This is a genomic window from Lysinibacillus fusiformis (assembly GCF_016925635.1).
Taxonomy (GTDB): Bacteria; Bacillota; Bacilli; order Bacillales_A; family Planococcaceae; genus Lysinibacillus; species Lysinibacillus fusiformis_F.
In genome coordinates this window covers 490,739-508,912 of the sequence record NZ_CP070490.1, presented here as the reverse complement: position 1 = coordinate 508,912, position 18,174 = coordinate 490,739, and the positions used below count along the sequence as shown (strand labels likewise).

Here is an 18,174-nt window from a genome sequence, read left to right as displayed (position 1 = left end):
CCCACGAATATCGTGAGGCAAAGAGGTTAATCTCGTTTTTCATTCCGAATAATATGTAGCGACTTTGCTAACATTTGAGCATTCTTTTCCTCTATTTCCGCTTTACGAGGAATGTGCTCATATAAAGGAATTGGGTCCTCCCATGTTGGAATAAAAGGAACAGGTGCTTCTGGTTGCCAGCGATCAAGCCATGCTTGAGGGAGTGGTCCTGTTGGTAACGCTTGTTCAGTCATTTCCAACCATAACATGGACCAGGCACGAGGCACCACTCGCCAAATATCATAGCCACCGCCACCAACAGCAATCCATCTACCATCACAATACTCATGTGCTAATTGATGAGCTAGCTTAGGAATTTCGCGATAAATATTCATGGTTCCATGTAAATGTGTTAATGGATCAAAGTAATGGGCATCTGCACCATTTTGCGTTAATACTACATCTGGCTTGAAAAATTCAAAAATCTCTCGCATGGACTGTTCATAGATTTCTAGAAAGCTTTCATCCTCTGTAAAAGCATCCATTGGAAAATTAAACGAGGTTCCATAGCCTTGGCCATTACCACGCTCGGTAATATTTCCTGTTCCAGGGAATAGATAACGACCTGTTTCATGAATGGACAGTGTACAAACATTAGGATCCTCATAAAAGCTCCATTGGACACCGTCTCCATGATGAGCATCTGTATCTACATAAAGTACACGAGCATTGTACTTTTCCTGCAAGTAACGAATAGCAACCGTGCTATCGTTGTAAATACAAAAACCGGACGCACGACCACGGAAACCATGATGGAGTCCACCGCCAAGGTTAAGGGCGTGTTCGGCTTTCCCTTCCATTACATAATCAACAGCCGTTAAAGTTCCACCAACTAGCTGTGCACTTGCTTCATGCATATTTTCAAAAATGGGGGTATCTTCAGTGCCAATACCATAACTTTCACATTGAGCTTCTGATAATTCACCATGTCCTGCTTTTTTCACGATGTCTATATATTTTGGATCATGTGCAAGCAACAATTCTTCTTCCGTTGCAACACGTGCTGGCACAATATCTACATCATCGAGAGCATTAATATTTTTTAGTAAATCCATAGTTAGCGTTAAGCGTTTATGATTGAAAGGGTGTGTATCTGAAAATTTATATCCGAGTTGTTCCGGCGAGTATACGAATACGGCCTTTTTCATTATAGCGAAACACCTGGTAAATTAGGCCATAGGACATCGAAGCCCTCTTTACGTAGATCTTCAATCATTGCTAAAGGATTTAGTGTTTTTACTCGGACACTTAAAATTTTGTTTTGTGTATTTTCAGAGTCAGGATAAACTAAGACGCTTTGGACATTGGCATGATGTTGGTGAAATATTTTCGTGATTTCAAATAAAACTCCCGGTGTATCTGATACTCGAATTTCGATTTTGGACCCAGGCTCTGTAGCACCAGTCAGCTCTATATAGGTATAGAGTAAATCTGTTGTCGTAACAATGCCTACCAATTTTCCGCCAGAGACAATAGGTAAACAGCCTACTTTTGACTCATAAAACGTAAGTGCTACCTCTTCAACAAAATCTAGTGGATGACCTATAAGAGGGTCTTTCACCATAATTTCCTCTACTTTTGCATTAAAAACAGGAGAGTTTGGTTCATCCTGTAAAGATGAAGGCAAGACCTCTTTAATATCTCGTTCAGTAATTACACCTAAAACGTGGCGTTCGTCATCTACAACTGGTAAATGACGAACCTTTTTTTCACGCATTAACTTCAGAGCCTCATGCACTGTATTGGTAGGAGCTAATGTGTAAGGCTCATCATTCATAATTTCTTCTACAATCATATATGCATCCCCTTTGTATTGGTTTTAATACATGAAACGATTTCTAAAACGAAGCCTATCAAATCTTTCCATTGTCTCAGGAGGCACACGTTTTCCTTCGCGCGCCATAAGGCAATTGGCTGGATGTGATGTAATTTCGGGATCATCCGTGGCAAAATATTCGAAACCAGCGGAGCTCATCATTTTCTCCATCATTTTGCGGTAATCCCAAACATTTAAACCAGTTCCTTTTAAATCCCAATGCCAATAGTACTCGGTAGTAATCACAAGATAATCTTCCATTTCATCTCCCATAAATGAAACGGCTAGTAGTGCCTTACCAGCACCAGTTCCACGGTAGTCTGGAATGACTTCAATGGCGCCTAATTCAATCATGTCATCGATACGATCTTCTGCCCATCGTTCAAGTGGATCAGGATAAAGATAGGTAACATAGCCTACGATAATATCTTCGTTTCGAATAATAATAATTCGGCCTTCAGGAAGTCCTGCAATTTCTATAATGGCCTGCTGCTGTTGTTTTGGAGGTCTGAAGGCAACCAGGCCTTCATGGAATGAATATGTAGCTAATTTTTCTGGAGGCACAGGTCCTTCCACATACACAGTACCATGCTTTGTTTCCTTTGTGACAGAAAAAAAAGTTTTTTTATGTTCCATAATTACACCACCTGAGTTTAATAATTCCATTATAGCTGATTTCTTGCGTAAAAACGCTTATTTTTGCAAAATATACCTGTATTTTTGGAAAAATAAAAATATTGAGACAATCTATCTGAATTCGTGTAAAATAAGATTATATTGCTTCTGTTATTCAACAGATAAAAGTAGTGCTGTTGGGAATTTGAACATTATTACTATGGATAACTGTTATATAACAATAGCTACATATCAATTTTGCTTTTGAAATATTTTCTGAATTTCAACAGGGGGGATTGTTGAAATTTAGTCAAAAACAAAAGCGAAGAAAGGGGTATTTTCATGGGGATGAAAATGAAGGAGAAGTTAATGGCTTTACCTGGTCAACACCATTTAATGAATTATGAAGAAGTGGCAGAGTCTCATAATTGGGCAGATACGGAAAAGGCATTTAGCTGGTTCGAAACAGGTTTAGTGAATATGGCGTATGAGGCTATCGATCGTCATACAGAAACACATCGTAAAAATAAGGTGGCACTTTATTTTAATGATGGTAAACGGAAAGAGGCATACTCATTTAATGAAATGAAAAGGTTAACAAACAAAGCAGCGAACGTTTTTAAAACGGCTACTAATTTGCAAAAGGGTGACCGTTTATTTATTTTTATGCCACGTTCACCTGAGCTTTACTTTTCATTATTAGGTGCGTTGAAAATGGGTGTTATTGTTGGACCGTTGTTTGAAGCTTTTATGGAAGGTGCTGTGTATGATCGACTTGCTGATAGTGAGGCAAAAGTATTAGTCACGACACCAGCGTTACTTGAACGTGTACCTTTAGCTAAATTGCCTAAATTGGAGCATATCTTTTTAGTAGGGGAGGATGTTGAGGAAACAGCTCAAATCCTAGACTTTACTAAACATTTAAAAGAAGCTTCAGCTCATTTTGAAATAGAGTGGGTAGACAGAGAAGATGGTATGATTCTTCACTATACTTCAGGTTCAACTGGTGCTCCAAAGGGGGTATTGCATGTCCATAATGCTATGGTTCAGCAATATCAATCGACACAATGGGTACTTGATTTACGCGAAGATGATATTTATTGGTGTACAGCCGATCCTGGGTGGGTTACAGGAACAGCTTATGGCATCTTTGGCCCGTGGTTAAACGGTGTAACAATGCTAATTGTTGGGGGAAGATTCTCACCACAAGCATGGTATCAAGCTATTGAAGATTATAGTGTGACAGTTTGGTACAGTGCACCAACTGCGTTCCGTATGCTGATGGGTGCAGGAAGTGGTTTGCTTGAAAGCTATGATCTAACGTCTTTACGTCATGTACTATCTGTTGGTGAGCCTTTGAATCCAGAAGTTATTCGCTGGGGAGTAGAGGAACTAGGACATCGTATACATGATACATGGTGGATGACAGAGACAGGAGCCCATATGATTTGTAATTATCCTTCGATGGATATTAAGCCAGGTTCAATGGGGAAACCACTTCCTGGTATTCATGCGACAATTGTAGATGATGCAGGTAATGAGGTGCCACCTTTTACAATGGGGAATCTTGCTATTCATCGTGGTTGGCCTGCCATGATGCGCCAAATTTGGGGCAATCCAGAGCGCTATGAATCTTATTTCCTAAAAGGAGAATGGTATGTATCTGGAGATTCAGCCTATATGGATGATGAAGGTTACTTCTGGTTCCAAGGACGTGTGGATGATGTCATTATGACGGCTGGTGAGCGCGTTGGGCCATTTGAAGTGGAAAGTAAACTGCTTGAGCATCCAGATGTAATTGAAGCAGGAGTTATAGGGAAACCAGATCCGGTGCGAGGGGAAATCATTAAAGCCTTTGTATCCTTACGAGAAGGTGTTGAACCTTCTGATGCATTAATTGACGATATACGTGATTTTGTTAAGAAAGGTTTATCTGCACATGCAGCACCACGTGAAATTGAATTTAAAGATAAATTGCCAAAAACACGTAGTGGTAAAATTATGCGTCGCGTATTGAAAGCTTGGGAATTAAATTTACCGACTGGTGATTTATCAACGATGGAAGATTAATCATCTCTACTAAGACAACAATTGATATTTATACAACATGTGCATAAAAAGAAGGCAGGGATTCATTCGATGAGCGAAGGGATTCTTGCCTTCTTTTTTCTGAATTTACAAGTGGTGTGAAGGTGAAATAATGTCTATTTAAAAAAACAGGTAATTAAATAAAAATTCAGTTGACTTAATAAATATGCAGACGTATACTATTTTTAACTTATTTCAGAGGTGAGTGCAGTGAAAGTAGGTATTGTTGGAGCAACTGGATATGGTGGACTAGAGCTTATTCGGTTTTTACATAATCATCCAGCTGTAGATCAGATTGATTTATTTACTTCTTCAGAAGAGGGTGTTCTTTTTTCTTCGAAATTTGGTCATCTTGTTAGGATAGCTGATACACCGTTACAAAAGATAGCGTATGACACTTTAGAAAAATTTGATGTTGTTTTTACGAGTACACCATCCGGGGTAACAAGTGAGCTTTTACCGCCTTTGGTTGGGAAAGGACCAAAAATAATCGATTTATCTGGTGATTTTCGATTAAAAGATCTCGCAAGCTATGAAACCTGGTATGGCAAAAAAGCGGCACCGTTCCATAGTGTTCAACAGAGTGTATATGGTTTAACAGAGTGGAATGCAGAGCTTATACGTCAAGCACCACTCATTGCTAATCCAGGTTGTTACCCGACAGCGGTCTTATTATCCTTACTACCACTTGTAAAAGAACGCTTAATTGATCCTAGCTTTCTAGTGATTGATGCAAAGAGTGGCATTTCAGGAGCTGGCAATAAGCCTTCACAAACTACCCATTTTAGTGAGACAAATGAGAATTTCTCAATCTATAAAGTAAATACACATCAGCATATACCAGAAATTGAACAGGCACTTTCCATGTTTGCTCAAGTAGAGACAACGATTACTTTTAATACGCATTTGGTTCCCATGACACGGGGAATTTTGGCGACATCTTATGCCCCTGTAATGCCAGGTATTACAGAATCGCAATTGATCACTTGTTTACAGGCAACCTATGAAAATCATCCATTTGTTCGGATTGTGACCGATGCATCAAGTTTAGGGACAAATCGTGTCAAAGGATCAAATTATTGCGATATTTTAGTGAAAGTAGATTCCCGTACAAATCGGGCCACAATTGTCAGTGTGATTGATAATCTCGTCAAAGGGGCAGCAGGGCAAGCTATCCAAAATATGAATGTGCAATTTGATTTGCCACAAACGACAGGACTAGATGTCGTGCCGTTCTTTATTTAACAGCATGCAGGAAACTGTATGCTTCTCTTATTTATTAAACTAAGGAGGAATTTTGAATGACAGTAATCACTTCAACGAATGTAATGAAAAAATTATCAAGTAAAAATATCGTTTCACCAAAAGGCTTTAAAGCAGCAGGATTACATTGTGGTTTAAAGCATAAGAAAAAGGATTTAGCCCTTTTAGTAAGTGAAGTACCAGCAAGTGTAGCAGGTGTTTTTACAACAAACGCTGTGCAAGCAGCACCATTAAAAGTCACGAAGGAAGTTGTTTATACAACTAAGAAAATGCAAGCGATGATCGTAAATTCTGGCAATGCCAATGCTTGTACAGGTAAGCAAGGTGTAAAAGATGCCCAAACGATGCAAGAGCTAGCTGCTGAAAAATTAGGGATTGCTTCAAATTTAGTAGGAGTTTGCTCAACAGGCGTTATTGGGGAAATGATGAAATTAGAGCCAGTAGCGAACGGTATTCAACTGTTAGAGCCAAAGGACAGTTTAGAAAGTGCTATTGACTTTGCACAGGCTATTTTAACGACAGATACTGTCATGAAAAACACGAGCTATAGTACAACTGTGGATGGCAAGGAAGTTATTATCGCTGGTGTTGCAAAAGGTTCAGGTATGATCGAACCAAATATGGCAACAATGCTAGGCTTTATTACAACAGATGCCAACATTGAATCTGATGTGTTGCAGGCAGCTTTATCGACTATTACTAATTTAACATTTAACGCGATTACAGTTGATGGGGATACATCCACAAATGACACGGTGGTGATATTGGCTAATGGCTTAGCAGGAAATGATTCTTTAACACCTGAGCATCCAGATTGGCAAAACTTCTATTACACATTGCAAACAGTAGCGGAAGATTTAGCAAAAATGATTGCCAAAGACGGTGAAGGGGCAACGAAGCTCATTGAAGTGGAAGTTGTTGGTGCATTTTCAGACGAGGAAGCACGTAAAATTGCAAAAACAGTCGTTGGTTCACCACTTGTAAAGACTGCTGTTTTCGGCTGTGATGCTAACTGGGGGCGTATTATTGCAGCGGTAGGATATAGTGGCGCAACAGTTGATCCAGATAAAATTACCATCCAAATTGGTGGGGCTACGATGGTAGAAAACGGTGAGCCGATTCCTTTTTCTGAGGATGAGTTAATACAAATATTAAAAATGCATGAAGTAAAAATCTATGTGTCTCTTGGTGTGGGTGATGGTCAGGGGCATGCTTGGGGATGTGACTTAACGTATGACTATGTCCAAATCAATGCATCATACCGCTCGTAAACGTATGGTCATTAAACTTGGGGGCAGTACACTGGAAGGTTTAAATGAGGCTTTCTTTAATAATTTTAAAAGATTACAAGAGAGTGGAGTAGAGCTGATTATTACCCATGGGGGTGGGCCAGCCATTAATCGTGAACTAGCTGCTCAAGGCATACAATCTCATACGTTAAATGGAATACGCGTCACAAATGAGGCAGCTATTAAGGTTGTCCAGTCGACCTTAATAGGCCAAGTGAACCCTGCGTTAGTTCATGAATTAACAACCGCCGGTATAGCAGCCATCGGATTAAATGGCTTTGATGGTCAGCTGATGGTTGCGGACTTTTTGGATCAAGATATGTATGGCTTTGTCGGAGCGATAACAAACATCAATACATCCTTATTAGAAGCTTTAATGGATGTAGGAATTGTACCTGTTATTGCCTGCGTAGGTGCTACCGAAGCAGGTCAGGCTCTTAATATTAATGGCGACACGGTGGCAAGTGAAATTGCGTTAGCGGTCGGAGCAGATAGCTTATTACTCGTGACGGATGTGAGTGGTATACGTATTCAGGATGAATACCAAACAATAGCTACACCTTCACTCATTGACCAATGGACAGAACAGGGTCATATATACGGTGGGATGATTCCGAAAGTACAAGGAGCCATCGACTGTTTACGGGCAGGAATCCCTTCCGTACAAATCGTGGGTGCAACATTAATTGGGACGACGATTGTAGCCTCAAGTGAACTTCATTCTTTCTAGTGTTCTAATAGGATAGCTTGAGAAGTATAGTTGTTGAAAGAAACTATTTTAAATGATAGTGGAGATGATAACATGAGTGTTTTATTCGAGAACTACGGCAAGCGTCGTGCACAAATTGTCAAAGGTCAGGGGACAATTGTTGAAGATTCTACAGGGAAGCAATACTTAGATTTTACAAGTGGCATTGCTGTGGTGAGTCTTGGTCATGCCCATCCAGCCGTTGTACAGGCGCTACAAGAGCAAAGTGAAAAGCTATGGCATATTTCAAATCTTTTTGATATACCAGGTCAGGAAAAGGTAGCAGAAAAATTAATTGCTAATACGCACTTTGCTCATGCTTTTTTCTGCAATAGTGGGGCTGAGGCTAATGAAGCGGCCATTAAATTAGCACGAAAACATACAGGGAAACATCATATGATTACGTTCGAAAAATCATTCCATGGTCGTACATTTGGAGCTATGTCTGCAACAGGTCAAGGCAAGGTACATAATGGCTTTGGACCACTCGTGGAAAAGTTTACGATTTTACCATTTAATGATGTTGCTGCACTTGAAGCAGCCATTGATGATTCTGTGGCAGCCATTATGCTGGAGATGATTCAAGGAGAGGGTGGCGTTAATAGCGTCTCAGCAGAATTTGCTACAGCTATTGCAAAAGCCTGTGAGGAGCAAGGGATACTACTAATTATTGATGAAGTGCAAACAGGTATTGGACGAACAGGAACGCGCTATGCCTTTGAACAAACTGTATTAAAGCCACATATCATGACATTGGCAAAAGGCTTAGGTGGTGGATTCCCTGTGGGTGCAATGTTAGGGACTGCTGAGCTTCATGCTACATTTAGTCCAGGAACACATGGGACAACATTTGGTGGAAATCCTCTTGCGATGAATGTGGCACAAGCCGTGTTGAGTCATGTATTTGAGCCAGCCTTTTTACAGCAGGTACAAGAAGTATCTGCCTATTTTGTGGAACAACTAAAAGCTCAATTACCTTCTAGCTATACCGTTCAAGGACAGGGTCTTCTGTTAGGGATTGGGTGTGGTGACACTGAAGTAGCGCCTTATATCTCGGCAGCAGAAGAGAGCGGTCTTTTGCTAGTGGGGGCAGGGCCAACTGTTATTCGTCTCTTACCTCCATTAACGGTCACAAAGGAAGAGATTGATAAAGCAGTAGCTATTTTAAAGAGCATATTACCGTGATAGACTTCAGTTCAGCAATGCAAGTGAAGCATCTGCGGCAAAAACGCTGATGCATAATGGATGAACAAAGAATCTGCTAATTATCTAGCAGATTCTTTGCGTTGTTAAAGCTATTGTAGCTGTTTTACTAATGTTGTCACTAATTTTGGTAGCCAATCTTCAAGCTGGCTAAATGTAAAACCTGCCTTCTCTGCTTTTGCGTTGGACATATACCAATCAGCAGGCACCCCATAAGGCGATGGTGATTCCTCATTGCCACCAATAAGGGAAATTTTTGCACGCTGACCACTCGCTTCTTCGATTAGAGCAATGAGGTCTTTGAGAGACATAGCACCAGATGCGGTAGCATTGTATGGTCCTTCAATAGGCGTAACGCCAGCAAAATATAAAAATTCAGCTGCTTCCTCATCTGTAATATAACTCATCTTTGCATCAATGTTCGGTAAAGTAATCGGCTGATTCTGTAAAATACGTTCAACGTGGAAATGTAAACGACGTGTATAGTCATCCTCGCCCATCACAATGGGGAAACGTACAGCAACGACTGGGAATGCAGCTTCTTTAAATAAGACAGCCTCCGCTTGTCGCTTTCCTTCTCCATAAGAAAATTCCTCTTGATGTCCCATGCGAATTTGATACTGGAATGGATCAAAGTCTTCTTCCTTTTTCATCTTACCATCTACTTCATAGGTTGAAAGAGTAGAAGTAAAGACCAGCTTTTTCGTTTTCCCTTTTAATATCTCGCAAATCGCTTGTGCCTCGTTGGGCGAATAGCAAATATTATCATAGACAATGTCCCATGTTGTATTGGCTAGTGCCTGTGCTAAAGCATCACGATCATTACGATTTACTACCAACTGCGTAACATTTGTACCAAAGGGATTGCCACTTTGACCACGTGTTAAAATCGTTACATGATGTCCATTTTGAATACAAAGATCCACTAGCTTTTTTCCAAAAAAACGTGTGCCCCCTAAAATCAATACGTTCATATATTTCCACCCCTTCAAAATAGTAGTCTTCTTTATAATGACAAAAAAACAGACTTACTACAATTCATAAGTAATATGTAGTAAGTCTGTTATTTGATTATTTAATACAAATGCTTTTTGCTAGGGCATAATGGCTTATCGCCTTGATGTGTCAGGTGGAGGCGTGGTATTTTCTCCTCCGTTTGAGCCATCTCCAGGGTTACCAGAGCCCTCGCCATTGCTTCCGGATCCATTTCCATTATTGGAGCCATTGCCGTTGTTACCAGATCCATCACCGTTATTGGAGCCATTGCCGTTATTACCAGACCCGTTTCCGTTATTGGAACCATTGCCGTTACTACCAGAGCCATTGCCATTATTACCAGACCCGTTGCCATTCCCATTAGTTGGTGGCGTTGTAGGTGGTATTGGTTCTTGGTCGTTTTCCTCTGGGTCAGGTTCATTTTCACTACCGCCAGTAGAAACAACATTGGATTGAGGTGATGATAAGCCTGTAATATCTACAGCGACTACTACATAAGCTTGTCCACTAGCAACCGTAATGCTTTGTGTTGATTCTAGTACGGATGTCACAAGCGTATTACCGCCATTCGTAACGTTGTAGATACGATAACCAACAACATCATTCGATGACTCTGACCATGATAATGTAGAGCCATTTACTGAAGCTGAGACAGCTGCTGGTGGGCTGCCATCTGCTGGGAAATCAACAGCTGATACAGATGAATTCGACAATGTTGAATTCTTTGGTAACAGACTAGCAGGGTTACCGCCAAGTCTACCTAACATTCGTTTAATAAAGTCTTGATTAATGCCTGCACCACCTGCTTTGACAAATTCTGCTGGTGTATTTGGCAGGGCATTATAAGTTTTACCTTTAATCGTCACAACACTTGAAGATGCTAAGCTATCATCAGGTTGAGATGGTAAAAATACCTTCGCATTAAATAAATCGGAACGTACAAGACCTGCGCTAGCGCAAGCTGCAGAAGGGGCCATACCGGAAATGCCACAGAATGATGCAGTCACAACATTTTTAGGCGCCTTAAAGCTTGTTGGTGGATCAATTAGCTGAGGGTCCGCATCGTAAACGGCATTCATTAACGTACCCCAAAGCTTATTCACACGAACGCTTGGCTGTAAGTAGGTGTTGTTAAATGCATAAAGTGTACGAGGTTGATCGTAACCCATCCAAACACCAAGAGATACATTTGGGTTATAACCAACTAGCCAAACATCTTTATACTCTTGAGAAGTCCCTGTTTTTGCAGCGAAATCAGAAGAGAATTTTAAGGTATTTCGTGCCATTGTCCCTGTACCTTTAGTAAGAACATCACGTAACATATCTGTCACGATATAGGATGTTTCTGGGCTAAATACTTGAACAGGTTCTACCTCATGTTTGTAAATAATATTGCCTTCTTGGTCTTCGATACGATCAATCATATAGGCATCAATGAATTGACCACCATTTGCAAAAGTAGCAAAGGCATTTGTATTTTCTTCTACAGTAGTCCCTTCACTTAAAGCACCAATACCAGTTGCTAGGTTAGTGAAGTCATCTGGGTGTAATTTTGTGAATCCCATTTTTACTAACAAATCAGCGGGGCGTCTATTAATAATATCATTATATAAACGTAGCGCTGATATGTTTTGAGAGTCTGCTAATGCTTCACGTGCAGGAATAAGTCCTCGCTCATCACTTGTAATATAGTTGCTTGGACTCCATTTACCAATAGAGAATTTCACGTCAACTAATGGGCTACCTGCACCAATAACTCCATATTCTATAGCAGGACCATAAACAAGTAATGGCTTCATTGTAGAACCGTTAGAACGGTAAGCTTGTGTTGCGTGGTTTACTTGAATTGTTTTAAAGTCTCGACCACCGACAAAGCTTAAAATGCGACCTGTGGTATTTTCTATTAAAATACTACCTACCTGTACGGGCATCTCAATATCAATTTCTTCACCAGTAACAGGGTCTTTCCCTTTACCAGTATACGTATGTCCATAATACTGGAAGTCCTTTGCTGCTTTTTGCATCGCATCATACATATCTTTATTAATAGTTGAGTAAATGCGATAGCCCTTAGAACGAACATCACGATCTGCTAAAATCGTATATTTATCCTTTAATTTTTTTTCTGACTTTAAGCGCTCTGGGTCAATCCCATCATCTTTTGCTAGTTTTTCAGCAATAATGTCATTTGCACGAGCTTCAAGCTCATAAGTCAGCCATGGATAACGATCCTCCGCACGCATTTCTGGTCCGCGGAAATCTGCAGCAATATCATAGTTTAACGCTTCATTATATTGCGCATCGTCAATATAACCAGCTTCTTTCATACGATAAAGTACTGTTTTCATACGATCAATACCTGGTTTCAAAGCTTCTTCACTTTTCAGTTCACCTGTATTCGTAAATGGTGTATAAGCAAATGGTGCCTGTGGAATACCAGCTATGTACGCAGCTTGAGGAAGAGACAATTCTTTTGCTTTTACGCCAAAAATCCCTTCAGCAGCTGTTTCAACACCTGCAATATTTCGTCCTGAAGAGTTACGACCATACGGAATAATATTTAAATAAGCCTCTAATATTTCTTCCTTCGTCATAAAATGTTCTAAACGCATCGCCAGTAAAATTTCCTTAGCTTTACGTTCATAGGATACTTCATTTGTTAGTACTTGGTTTTTAATAAGCTGCTGGGTAAGTGTAGATCCACCTGTTTGCGTAGCAGAATTTGTGACATCTTGTAATAACCCACGAATAACCGCTTTTGGTACAATTCCGTTATGCTCTCGGAAATATTCATCTTCTGTTGCCAGAACAGCATTCACAACCTCTGGTGCAACATTGCTAAGCGAAGTTTCACGTCGGTCTAAATCTGTCCGCAATTTCCCAATATAAATATCGTTGGCAAAATAAATTTCACTGGTTTCTTCATAACTAAAAATTTGATCGCGTAGCTCTTCTTTTGAGCGTAGCGGTTCTTCTTTTACAAGAGAAGCAAAATAACCAGCTCCAACTGAACCGACAAATACAGTACCAACCAATGCAAAGACTAAAAATAGTAAAAATAAGTTCCAGGTAACACTACCTGAAATACGTAATTTCTTCATCCATTTTTGTTCAAGTAATTCATCGATCTTTGCATTGATTTTTTCAATCCAATCTTTCAATGTATCGACCTCCTAAAATCTTGTCTATTATAGCACATATTGTTTTAGCACGAACATAGTTATTGACTTTGAAAAAGAATCGTATAGAATTATGTTTATAGTTTTCTGGTGATGAAGAGTTTGCAGTAGTGTCTATATTCCCTGTTTAGAGAGCCGGTGGTTGGTGAAAACTGGTCATAATGTAGAGACGAATTACGTGCTTGGAGCTTAGACGTGCGCGCCTGCGATAAAGGCGATTGAATGAAGTGGAAGGTGGATGACATCTTCAAGCTGGGTGGTACCGCGTTAGTTTGCAACTTAACGTCCCTGCATGCAATTGTTTGCGTGTAGGGACTTTTTTTATTTAAAAATGTCCATGCACGTAACGAATTTCAACCATTTTAGGAGGAATGAACATGACAAACGAATTATTACAAGATTTAGAATGGCGTGGCTTGCTCTACCAACAAACAGATGCGGAAGGTATGGCAAAACTATTAGATGAACAATCAGTATCTTTATACTGTGGTGTAGATCCAACAGCTGACTCCATGCATATTGGACATATTGTTCCATTGTTAACACTTCGTCGCTTCCAAAAAGCGGGTCACCGTCCAATTTTACTTGTTGGTGGTGCGACAGGGATGATCGGTGATCCATCTGGTCGTTCAGAAGAGCGTCAATTACAAACGGTAGAGCAAATCGATAAAAACGTTCAAGGAATCCGTAGTCAATTAGAACGTATTTTTGATTTTGCGGAAGATGGCAATGGTGCTCAGCTTGTGAACAATCGTGACTGGATTGGTAATATAAACACAATTGAATTTTTACGTGATTACGGGAAATTAATTAACGTGAACTATATGTTAGCAAAGGATACGATTGCTTCTCGTCTTGACACAGGAATCTCGTTTACAGAGTTTGCCTATACGTTAATTCAAGGTATTGATTACAATCATTTATACAATCACTACAATTGCCGTATTCAAGTAGGTGGCTCTGACCAATGGGGTAATATTACAACAGGTTTAGAGGTTATTCGTAAAACACACGAGGAAGAAACGAAAGCCTTTGGGATTACGATTCCATTAGTAACAAAGGCAGATGGCACAAAGTTTGGTAAAACAGCAGGTGGTGCTGTATGGCTAGATAGTAAGAAAACATCTCCATATGAGTTCTACCAATTCTGGATCAATGCTGCTGATGCAGATGTCATTAAATACTTAAAAATCTTCACGTTCCTTTCTCGTGAAGAAATTGAAGCATTAGCAGTCTCTGTAGAGGAGGAGCCGCATTTACGTAAGGCACAAAAAGCGCTAGCTGAAGAAATGACTCGTTTAATTCATGGTCAAGAGGCATTAGAGCAAGCCATTCGTATTACAGCAGCTTTATTCTCAGGGGATCTAAAAGCACTTTCAGCTGAAGAAATGAAGGATGCTTTTAAAGATGTTCCTTCTATTGAAATGGCTAAAGAGGACAAAAACATTGTTGACCTTCTTGTAGAAGCAGGCATTTCATCTTCAAAACGTCAAGCACGTGAGGACGTATCAAATGGTGCAATTAGTGTAAATGGTGAAAAAGTGACGGATTTAGACTATGTATTCGATGCGAAGGATCGTTTAGAGGATGCATTCAGCATTGTCCGTCGAGGTAAGAAAAAATATCATATGGTGAAATTTGTATAATTTCTATTAGCAAAACCACATTCCCAAAAACGAGGGGATGTGGTTTTTTAATCATAAGAAATTCGGAGGTTTTAATTGCTCATATTCTTTAGGATGCAGTATTTTTGCAAGCTTTATAGCACCTTCAATAAGTCGTGGAGAAGGGCGACAATACAGCCATTCTTCCATTACATGAAGCTGTTCCGATTGAACGGCATGTAGCTCTTTGGCATATGGACGTTTTAATAAATGAGCAGGTTGTATACGCTCAAATGCTACACCAACCCAAGCCATCATGATGTAGTCGGGCTTACGTTCAACAACATCTGTCCAATCAGTTTGAACACTGGCAAGTTCTACATCTTGAAATAGATTGATGCCACCAGCAAGAGCACTAATTTCCGTTAGCCAATTTATTTTCCCAGGAGTAAAAATAGGATTTGGCCACCATTCCCAATAGAGGGTAGGTTTCTTCGGGATGGTTTGTGCAATGGAATGCATTTTTTCGATGGAATGTATATACTCTTCAGCAATGTTCTTTGCTTGTTCTTCCACTTGACAAGCCTTACCGAGGGTTATAAGATCCTGCGCAATTTCCTCTAATGAGTTTGCGTTAAAAATAATATGAGGAATATTTCTTTCTTTTAATGCCTCGATGTTTCTTTCCATACCGGGTACACTCAAGGAAGCCAGGACAAGATCAGGCTGTAATGCCTCTAATGCATCCATATTAATCGATAAATCTGGCCCAAGCTGCGGTAACTCTTTAACCGTTGCTGGCCAATCCGAATAATCATCGACGCCAACGAGCTGGTCTATCAGCCCTAAATAGGCGACTAATTCTGTATTGCTAGGACAAATTGAAATTAAACGCATATCGTTTTCTCCTATTCTTTTTAAGAAAAGTATAGCGAGAGTTTCTAGGATAGACAATGTGTGTATAAAAAAGGTGGAGAAAACATTTGTTTTCTCCACCCTTTGTCATAAACTTATAGGAAACCTTCGATTAAGAAAGGGCAACTGCTTCGAGTGACTCTTCTTTTTTCACAATAGGTCCCATTGCGTTTGTAATGATTTGTTTGATATCCTCTAGTGTTGCTTTACGAGGGTTCGTCTCAGCACACACATCTAACAATGCATTTTTTGCTAGGATCTCAATATCCTCATCTTTTGCCCCTAATTCACGGAAGCCACTAGGAATATTTAAATCTTGTGATAATTTCTCAATAGCTGTAATAGCCTTTTCAGCGGCATCACGCTTACTTAAACCTTCCACATTTTCTCCTAATAATTCAGCGATACGAGCAAAGCGCTCTGTACGTGCTGTTACATTGAATCGGCAAACATGTGGCAATAAAATAGCATTGCACACGCCATGCGGTAGATTATAGAAACCGCCCAATTGATGAGCAATTGCATGTACATAGCCAAGTGATGCATTATTAAAGGCCATTCCCGCTAAAAATTGAGCATATACCATTTGTTCACGCGCTTCTATATCAGCTCCATTTGCATAGGCACGTGGTAAAAATTCAGGAATCAGTTGAAGTACTTTTTCAGCACATGCATCTGTAATTGGTGTGGCATTCGTAGAAACGAATGATTCGATGGCATGTGTTAATGCATCAACACCAGTTGCCGCAGTTAGAGCAGGAGGTAAGCCAATCATAAGCTCAGGGTCATTAATGGACAGTAATGGTGTTACATGCTTATCAACAATGGCCATTTTCACTTTACGTGCTGTATCTGTAATAATGGTGAAACGAGTCATTTCACTTGCAGTGCCCGCAGTTGTATTGATCGCAATTAATGGCACAAGTGGATTTTGTGATTTATCAACGCCTTCATAATCATGAATGCGTCCACCATTCGAAGCAATAAGTCCGATACCTTTTGCTGCATCGTGTGCGCTGCCTCCTCCAAGAGAAACAATAGAATCGCAGTTTTCAGCATGATACACTGCAATGCCATCTTCAATGTTTTGATCTGTTGGATTTGGTTCTGCTTTAGGGAAAATTGCTACATCAATTCCAGCAGCTGTAATGATATTTGCAATTTGTTCTGAGAGACCTAATTTGTGTAGGCCCTCATCTGTTACGATTAATGTCTTTTTCACTTCTAAATCATTTAAGCGCTTACCAACTTCTTGAATTGCTCCAGGTCCAAATAAGTTTGTTTTCGGCATAACAAATTGCTTTAGAACGTCTGACATATTTCCAACCCCTTTTAAAAAATTATTATTGCTTGAATGATGGTGAACCACCTTTCGCAATTCATCGTATTCTATTTTTTGTTAAAGTTCAACTCGTATTTTTATTAAAATTGTTAATTTTATTCATGTTATTATTTTACAAAAAAGTTAAGGGGTCAAAGAAGGTGTGAAATGTTGTTTTGTAGTAGAATATTTAATTTAATAAGGTTTGAAAAATATTTTACTATGAAAGTAAAATATATTCTTTGGAAAACAGTTCTATTTTGATGATCTATTGAATAGTAAATAACTGATATTTTGTTTTTATTATTAAGGTAGTGATTATGTTATTTTGAAACTATGTAATTACTATTTTAAAGTACATAAAATTGTCACAATATGCGGGGATAATTATTGTAGGTTATAATAATTAAGGTAATGCGTCTGCACTAAAAAAGTAGTGGCTTTATTTTGAAGAAATTTGTGGAAATAAAAGTTCTTGCCTTCGATTAAATTTATAGTTAGAATGGTTGATAGTTAGATAATCTAATTAAAAGGTGATTCAATGACAAAAATTAAGAAAACGTACACGAATGAAGATGATTTGCCAGTATTAGGGGTAGAGCCATATATTGAACTAATTCAGACGTCTTCTGCCAGTGATACAAATCAAGAAGATGCGAAATTGGGATTAATATTGTTATGGTTAAGTGATCATGTTTTAGATGTAATAGACAATGAGTTAGCTCCTTTTGGAATTACTGAAAGTAAATTAGACTTATTACTATTGCTGACACTACATGGAGAGAGACGTGCAACTCCGTCTGCTTTAGCTAAACGATTGGGCATTACGAGAGCATCCGCAACATCAATGCTTGATTGGTTAGAAAAGAGAAATCTTGTTGTACGGAATCATAGTAAAGAAGATCGGAGGAAGATCTATGTAAGTTTAACAGATGAAGGTCGTATTTTTATAGCTGAAGTTTTACCGACTTATTGGTCGTCATGCGCTTCTAATGTAAGCGATTTGGAACCTGATGAACGACAAGTATTTGAGAAGCTAGTGAGTAAATTATTAAAATCTATACAAAGAAAACTAAAGGTGGAACGTTAAACTGTAGC

Annotated in this window: 14 protein-coding genes and 1 other annotated feature; of the genes, 7 read left to right on the top strand and 7 right to left on the bottom strand. The window is 39.4% G+C overall.

All coding sequences use genetic code 11. The features are described from left to right. Positions 1–26: 26 nt before the first annotated feature. Genes JTI58_RS02485 through JTI58_RS02475 form a run of 3 tightly spaced genes read right to left on the bottom strand, consistent with a single transcriptional unit; the run spans position 27 to position 2,491 of the window. Positions 27–1,187 (bottom strand): acetoin utilization protein AcuC, encoded by a 1,161-nt coding sequence (locus JTI58_RS02485; protein ID WP_205445012.1) that lies wholly within the window; start codon positions 1,185–1,187, stop codon positions 27–29. After that, positions 1,187–1,834 (bottom strand): acetoin utilization AcuB family protein, encoded by a 648-nt coding sequence (locus tag JTI58_RS02480; RefSeq protein ID WP_205445010.1) that lies wholly within the window; start codon positions 1,832–1,834, stop codon positions 1,187–1,189. The genes JTI58_RS02485 and JTI58_RS02480 overlap by 1 nt, the downstream gene beginning before the upstream one ends. A gap of 24 nt (positions 1,835–1,858) precedes the next feature. Continuing rightward, on the bottom strand, positions 1,859–2,491 hold the full coding sequence (locus JTI58_RS02475) for a GNAT family N-acetyltransferase (RefSeq protein ID WP_036078398.1): 633 nt from the start codon (positions 2,489–2,491) through the stop codon (positions 1,859–1,861). A gap of 321 nt (positions 2,492–2,812) precedes the next feature. Between JTI58_RS02475 and acsA the strand changes: the two genes are divergently transcribed. The 5 genes from acsA to JTI58_RS02450 all read left to right on the top strand — a co-directional run bounded on the left by acsA (position 2,813) and on the right by JTI58_RS02450 (position 9,043). Then, on the top strand, positions 2,813–4,540 hold the full coding sequence (gene acsA, locus JTI58_RS02470) for an acetate--CoA ligase (RefSeq protein ID WP_431844391.1): 1,728 nt from the start codon (positions 2,813–2,815) through the stop codon (positions 4,538–4,540). A gap of 228 nt (positions 4,541–4,768) precedes the next feature. Further along, positions 4,769–5,803: an N-acetyl-gamma-glutamyl-phosphate reductase gene (gene argC, locus JTI58_RS02465; protein WP_205445009.1), complete on the top strand. Its 1,035-nt coding sequence runs from the start codon at positions 4,769–4,771 to the stop codon at positions 5,801–5,803. Between the two features lie 56 nt (positions 5,804–5,859). Further along, positions 5,860–7,092, top strand: a complete 1,233-nt coding sequence (gene argJ, locus JTI58_RS02460) for a bifunctional glutamate N-acetyltransferase/amino-acid acetyltransferase ArgJ (protein WP_205445007.1) — start codon at positions 5,860–5,862, stop codon at positions 7,090–7,092. Continuing rightward, entirely contained in the window at positions 7,055–7,840 is a 786-nt protein-coding gene (argB, locus tag JTI58_RS02455; protein ID WP_205445005.1) for an acetylglutamate kinase, read from the top strand. Before argJ ends, argB begins: the two co-directional genes overlap by 38 nt. Positions 7,841–7,912: 72 nt before the next feature. Beyond that, entirely contained in the window at positions 7,913–9,043 is a 1,131-nt protein-coding gene (locus JTI58_RS02450) for an acetylornithine transaminase (protein ID WP_205447050.1), read from the top strand. A 110-nt stretch (positions 9,044–9,153) separates the two neighbouring features. On the opposite strand, the gene JTI58_RS02445 is transcribed toward JTI58_RS02450, so the two are convergent. Both JTI58_RS02445 and JTI58_RS02440 read right to left on the bottom strand, forming a co-directional pair. Continuing rightward, positions 9,154–10,035, bottom strand: coding sequence for an NAD-dependent epimerase/dehydratase family protein (locus tag JTI58_RS02445; protein WP_205445003.1), 882 nt, complete (start codon positions 10,033–10,035; stop codon positions 9,154–9,156). A gap of 135 nt (positions 10,036–10,170) precedes the next feature. After that, positions 10,171–13,218: a transglycosylase domain-containing protein gene (locus tag JTI58_RS02440; RefSeq protein ID WP_205445002.1), complete on the bottom strand. Its 3,048-nt coding sequence runs from the start codon at positions 13,216–13,218 to the stop codon at positions 10,171–10,173. Positions 13,219–13,320: 102 nt separating this feature from the next. Then, positions 13,321–13,529: a binding site (T-box leader), on the top strand. An 84-nt stretch (positions 13,530–13,613) separates the two neighbouring features. Here JTI58_RS02440 and tyrS point away from each other — a divergent pair. Then, positions 13,614–14,882: a tyrosine--tRNA ligase gene (gene tyrS / locus JTI58_RS02435; protein WP_205445000.1), complete on the top strand. Its 1,269-nt coding sequence runs from the start codon at positions 13,614–13,616 to the stop codon at positions 14,880–14,882. A 51-nt stretch (positions 14,883–14,933) separates the two neighbouring features. Here the strand turns inward: tyrS and JTI58_RS02430 are convergent, their stop codons facing one another. Then, on the bottom strand, positions 14,934–15,737 hold the full coding sequence (locus JTI58_RS02430) for a cobalamin-binding protein (protein WP_205444999.1): 804 nt from the start codon (positions 15,735–15,737) through the stop codon (positions 14,934–14,936). A gap of 130 nt (positions 15,738–15,867) precedes the next feature. Next, positions 15,868–17,073: an iron-containing alcohol dehydrogenase gene (locus JTI58_RS02425; protein ID WP_036078383.1), complete on the bottom strand. Its 1,206-nt coding sequence runs from the start codon at positions 17,071–17,073 to the stop codon at positions 15,868–15,870. 544 nt (positions 17,074–17,617) lie between these two features. On the opposite strand from JTI58_RS02425, the gene JTI58_RS02420 reads away from it, so the two are divergent. Next, on the top strand, positions 17,618–18,166 hold the full coding sequence (locus JTI58_RS02420; RefSeq protein ID WP_205444997.1) for a MarR family winged helix-turn-helix transcriptional regulator: 549 nt from the start codon (positions 17,618–17,620) through the stop codon (positions 18,164–18,166). Positions 18,167–18,174 lie beyond the last annotated feature (8 nt).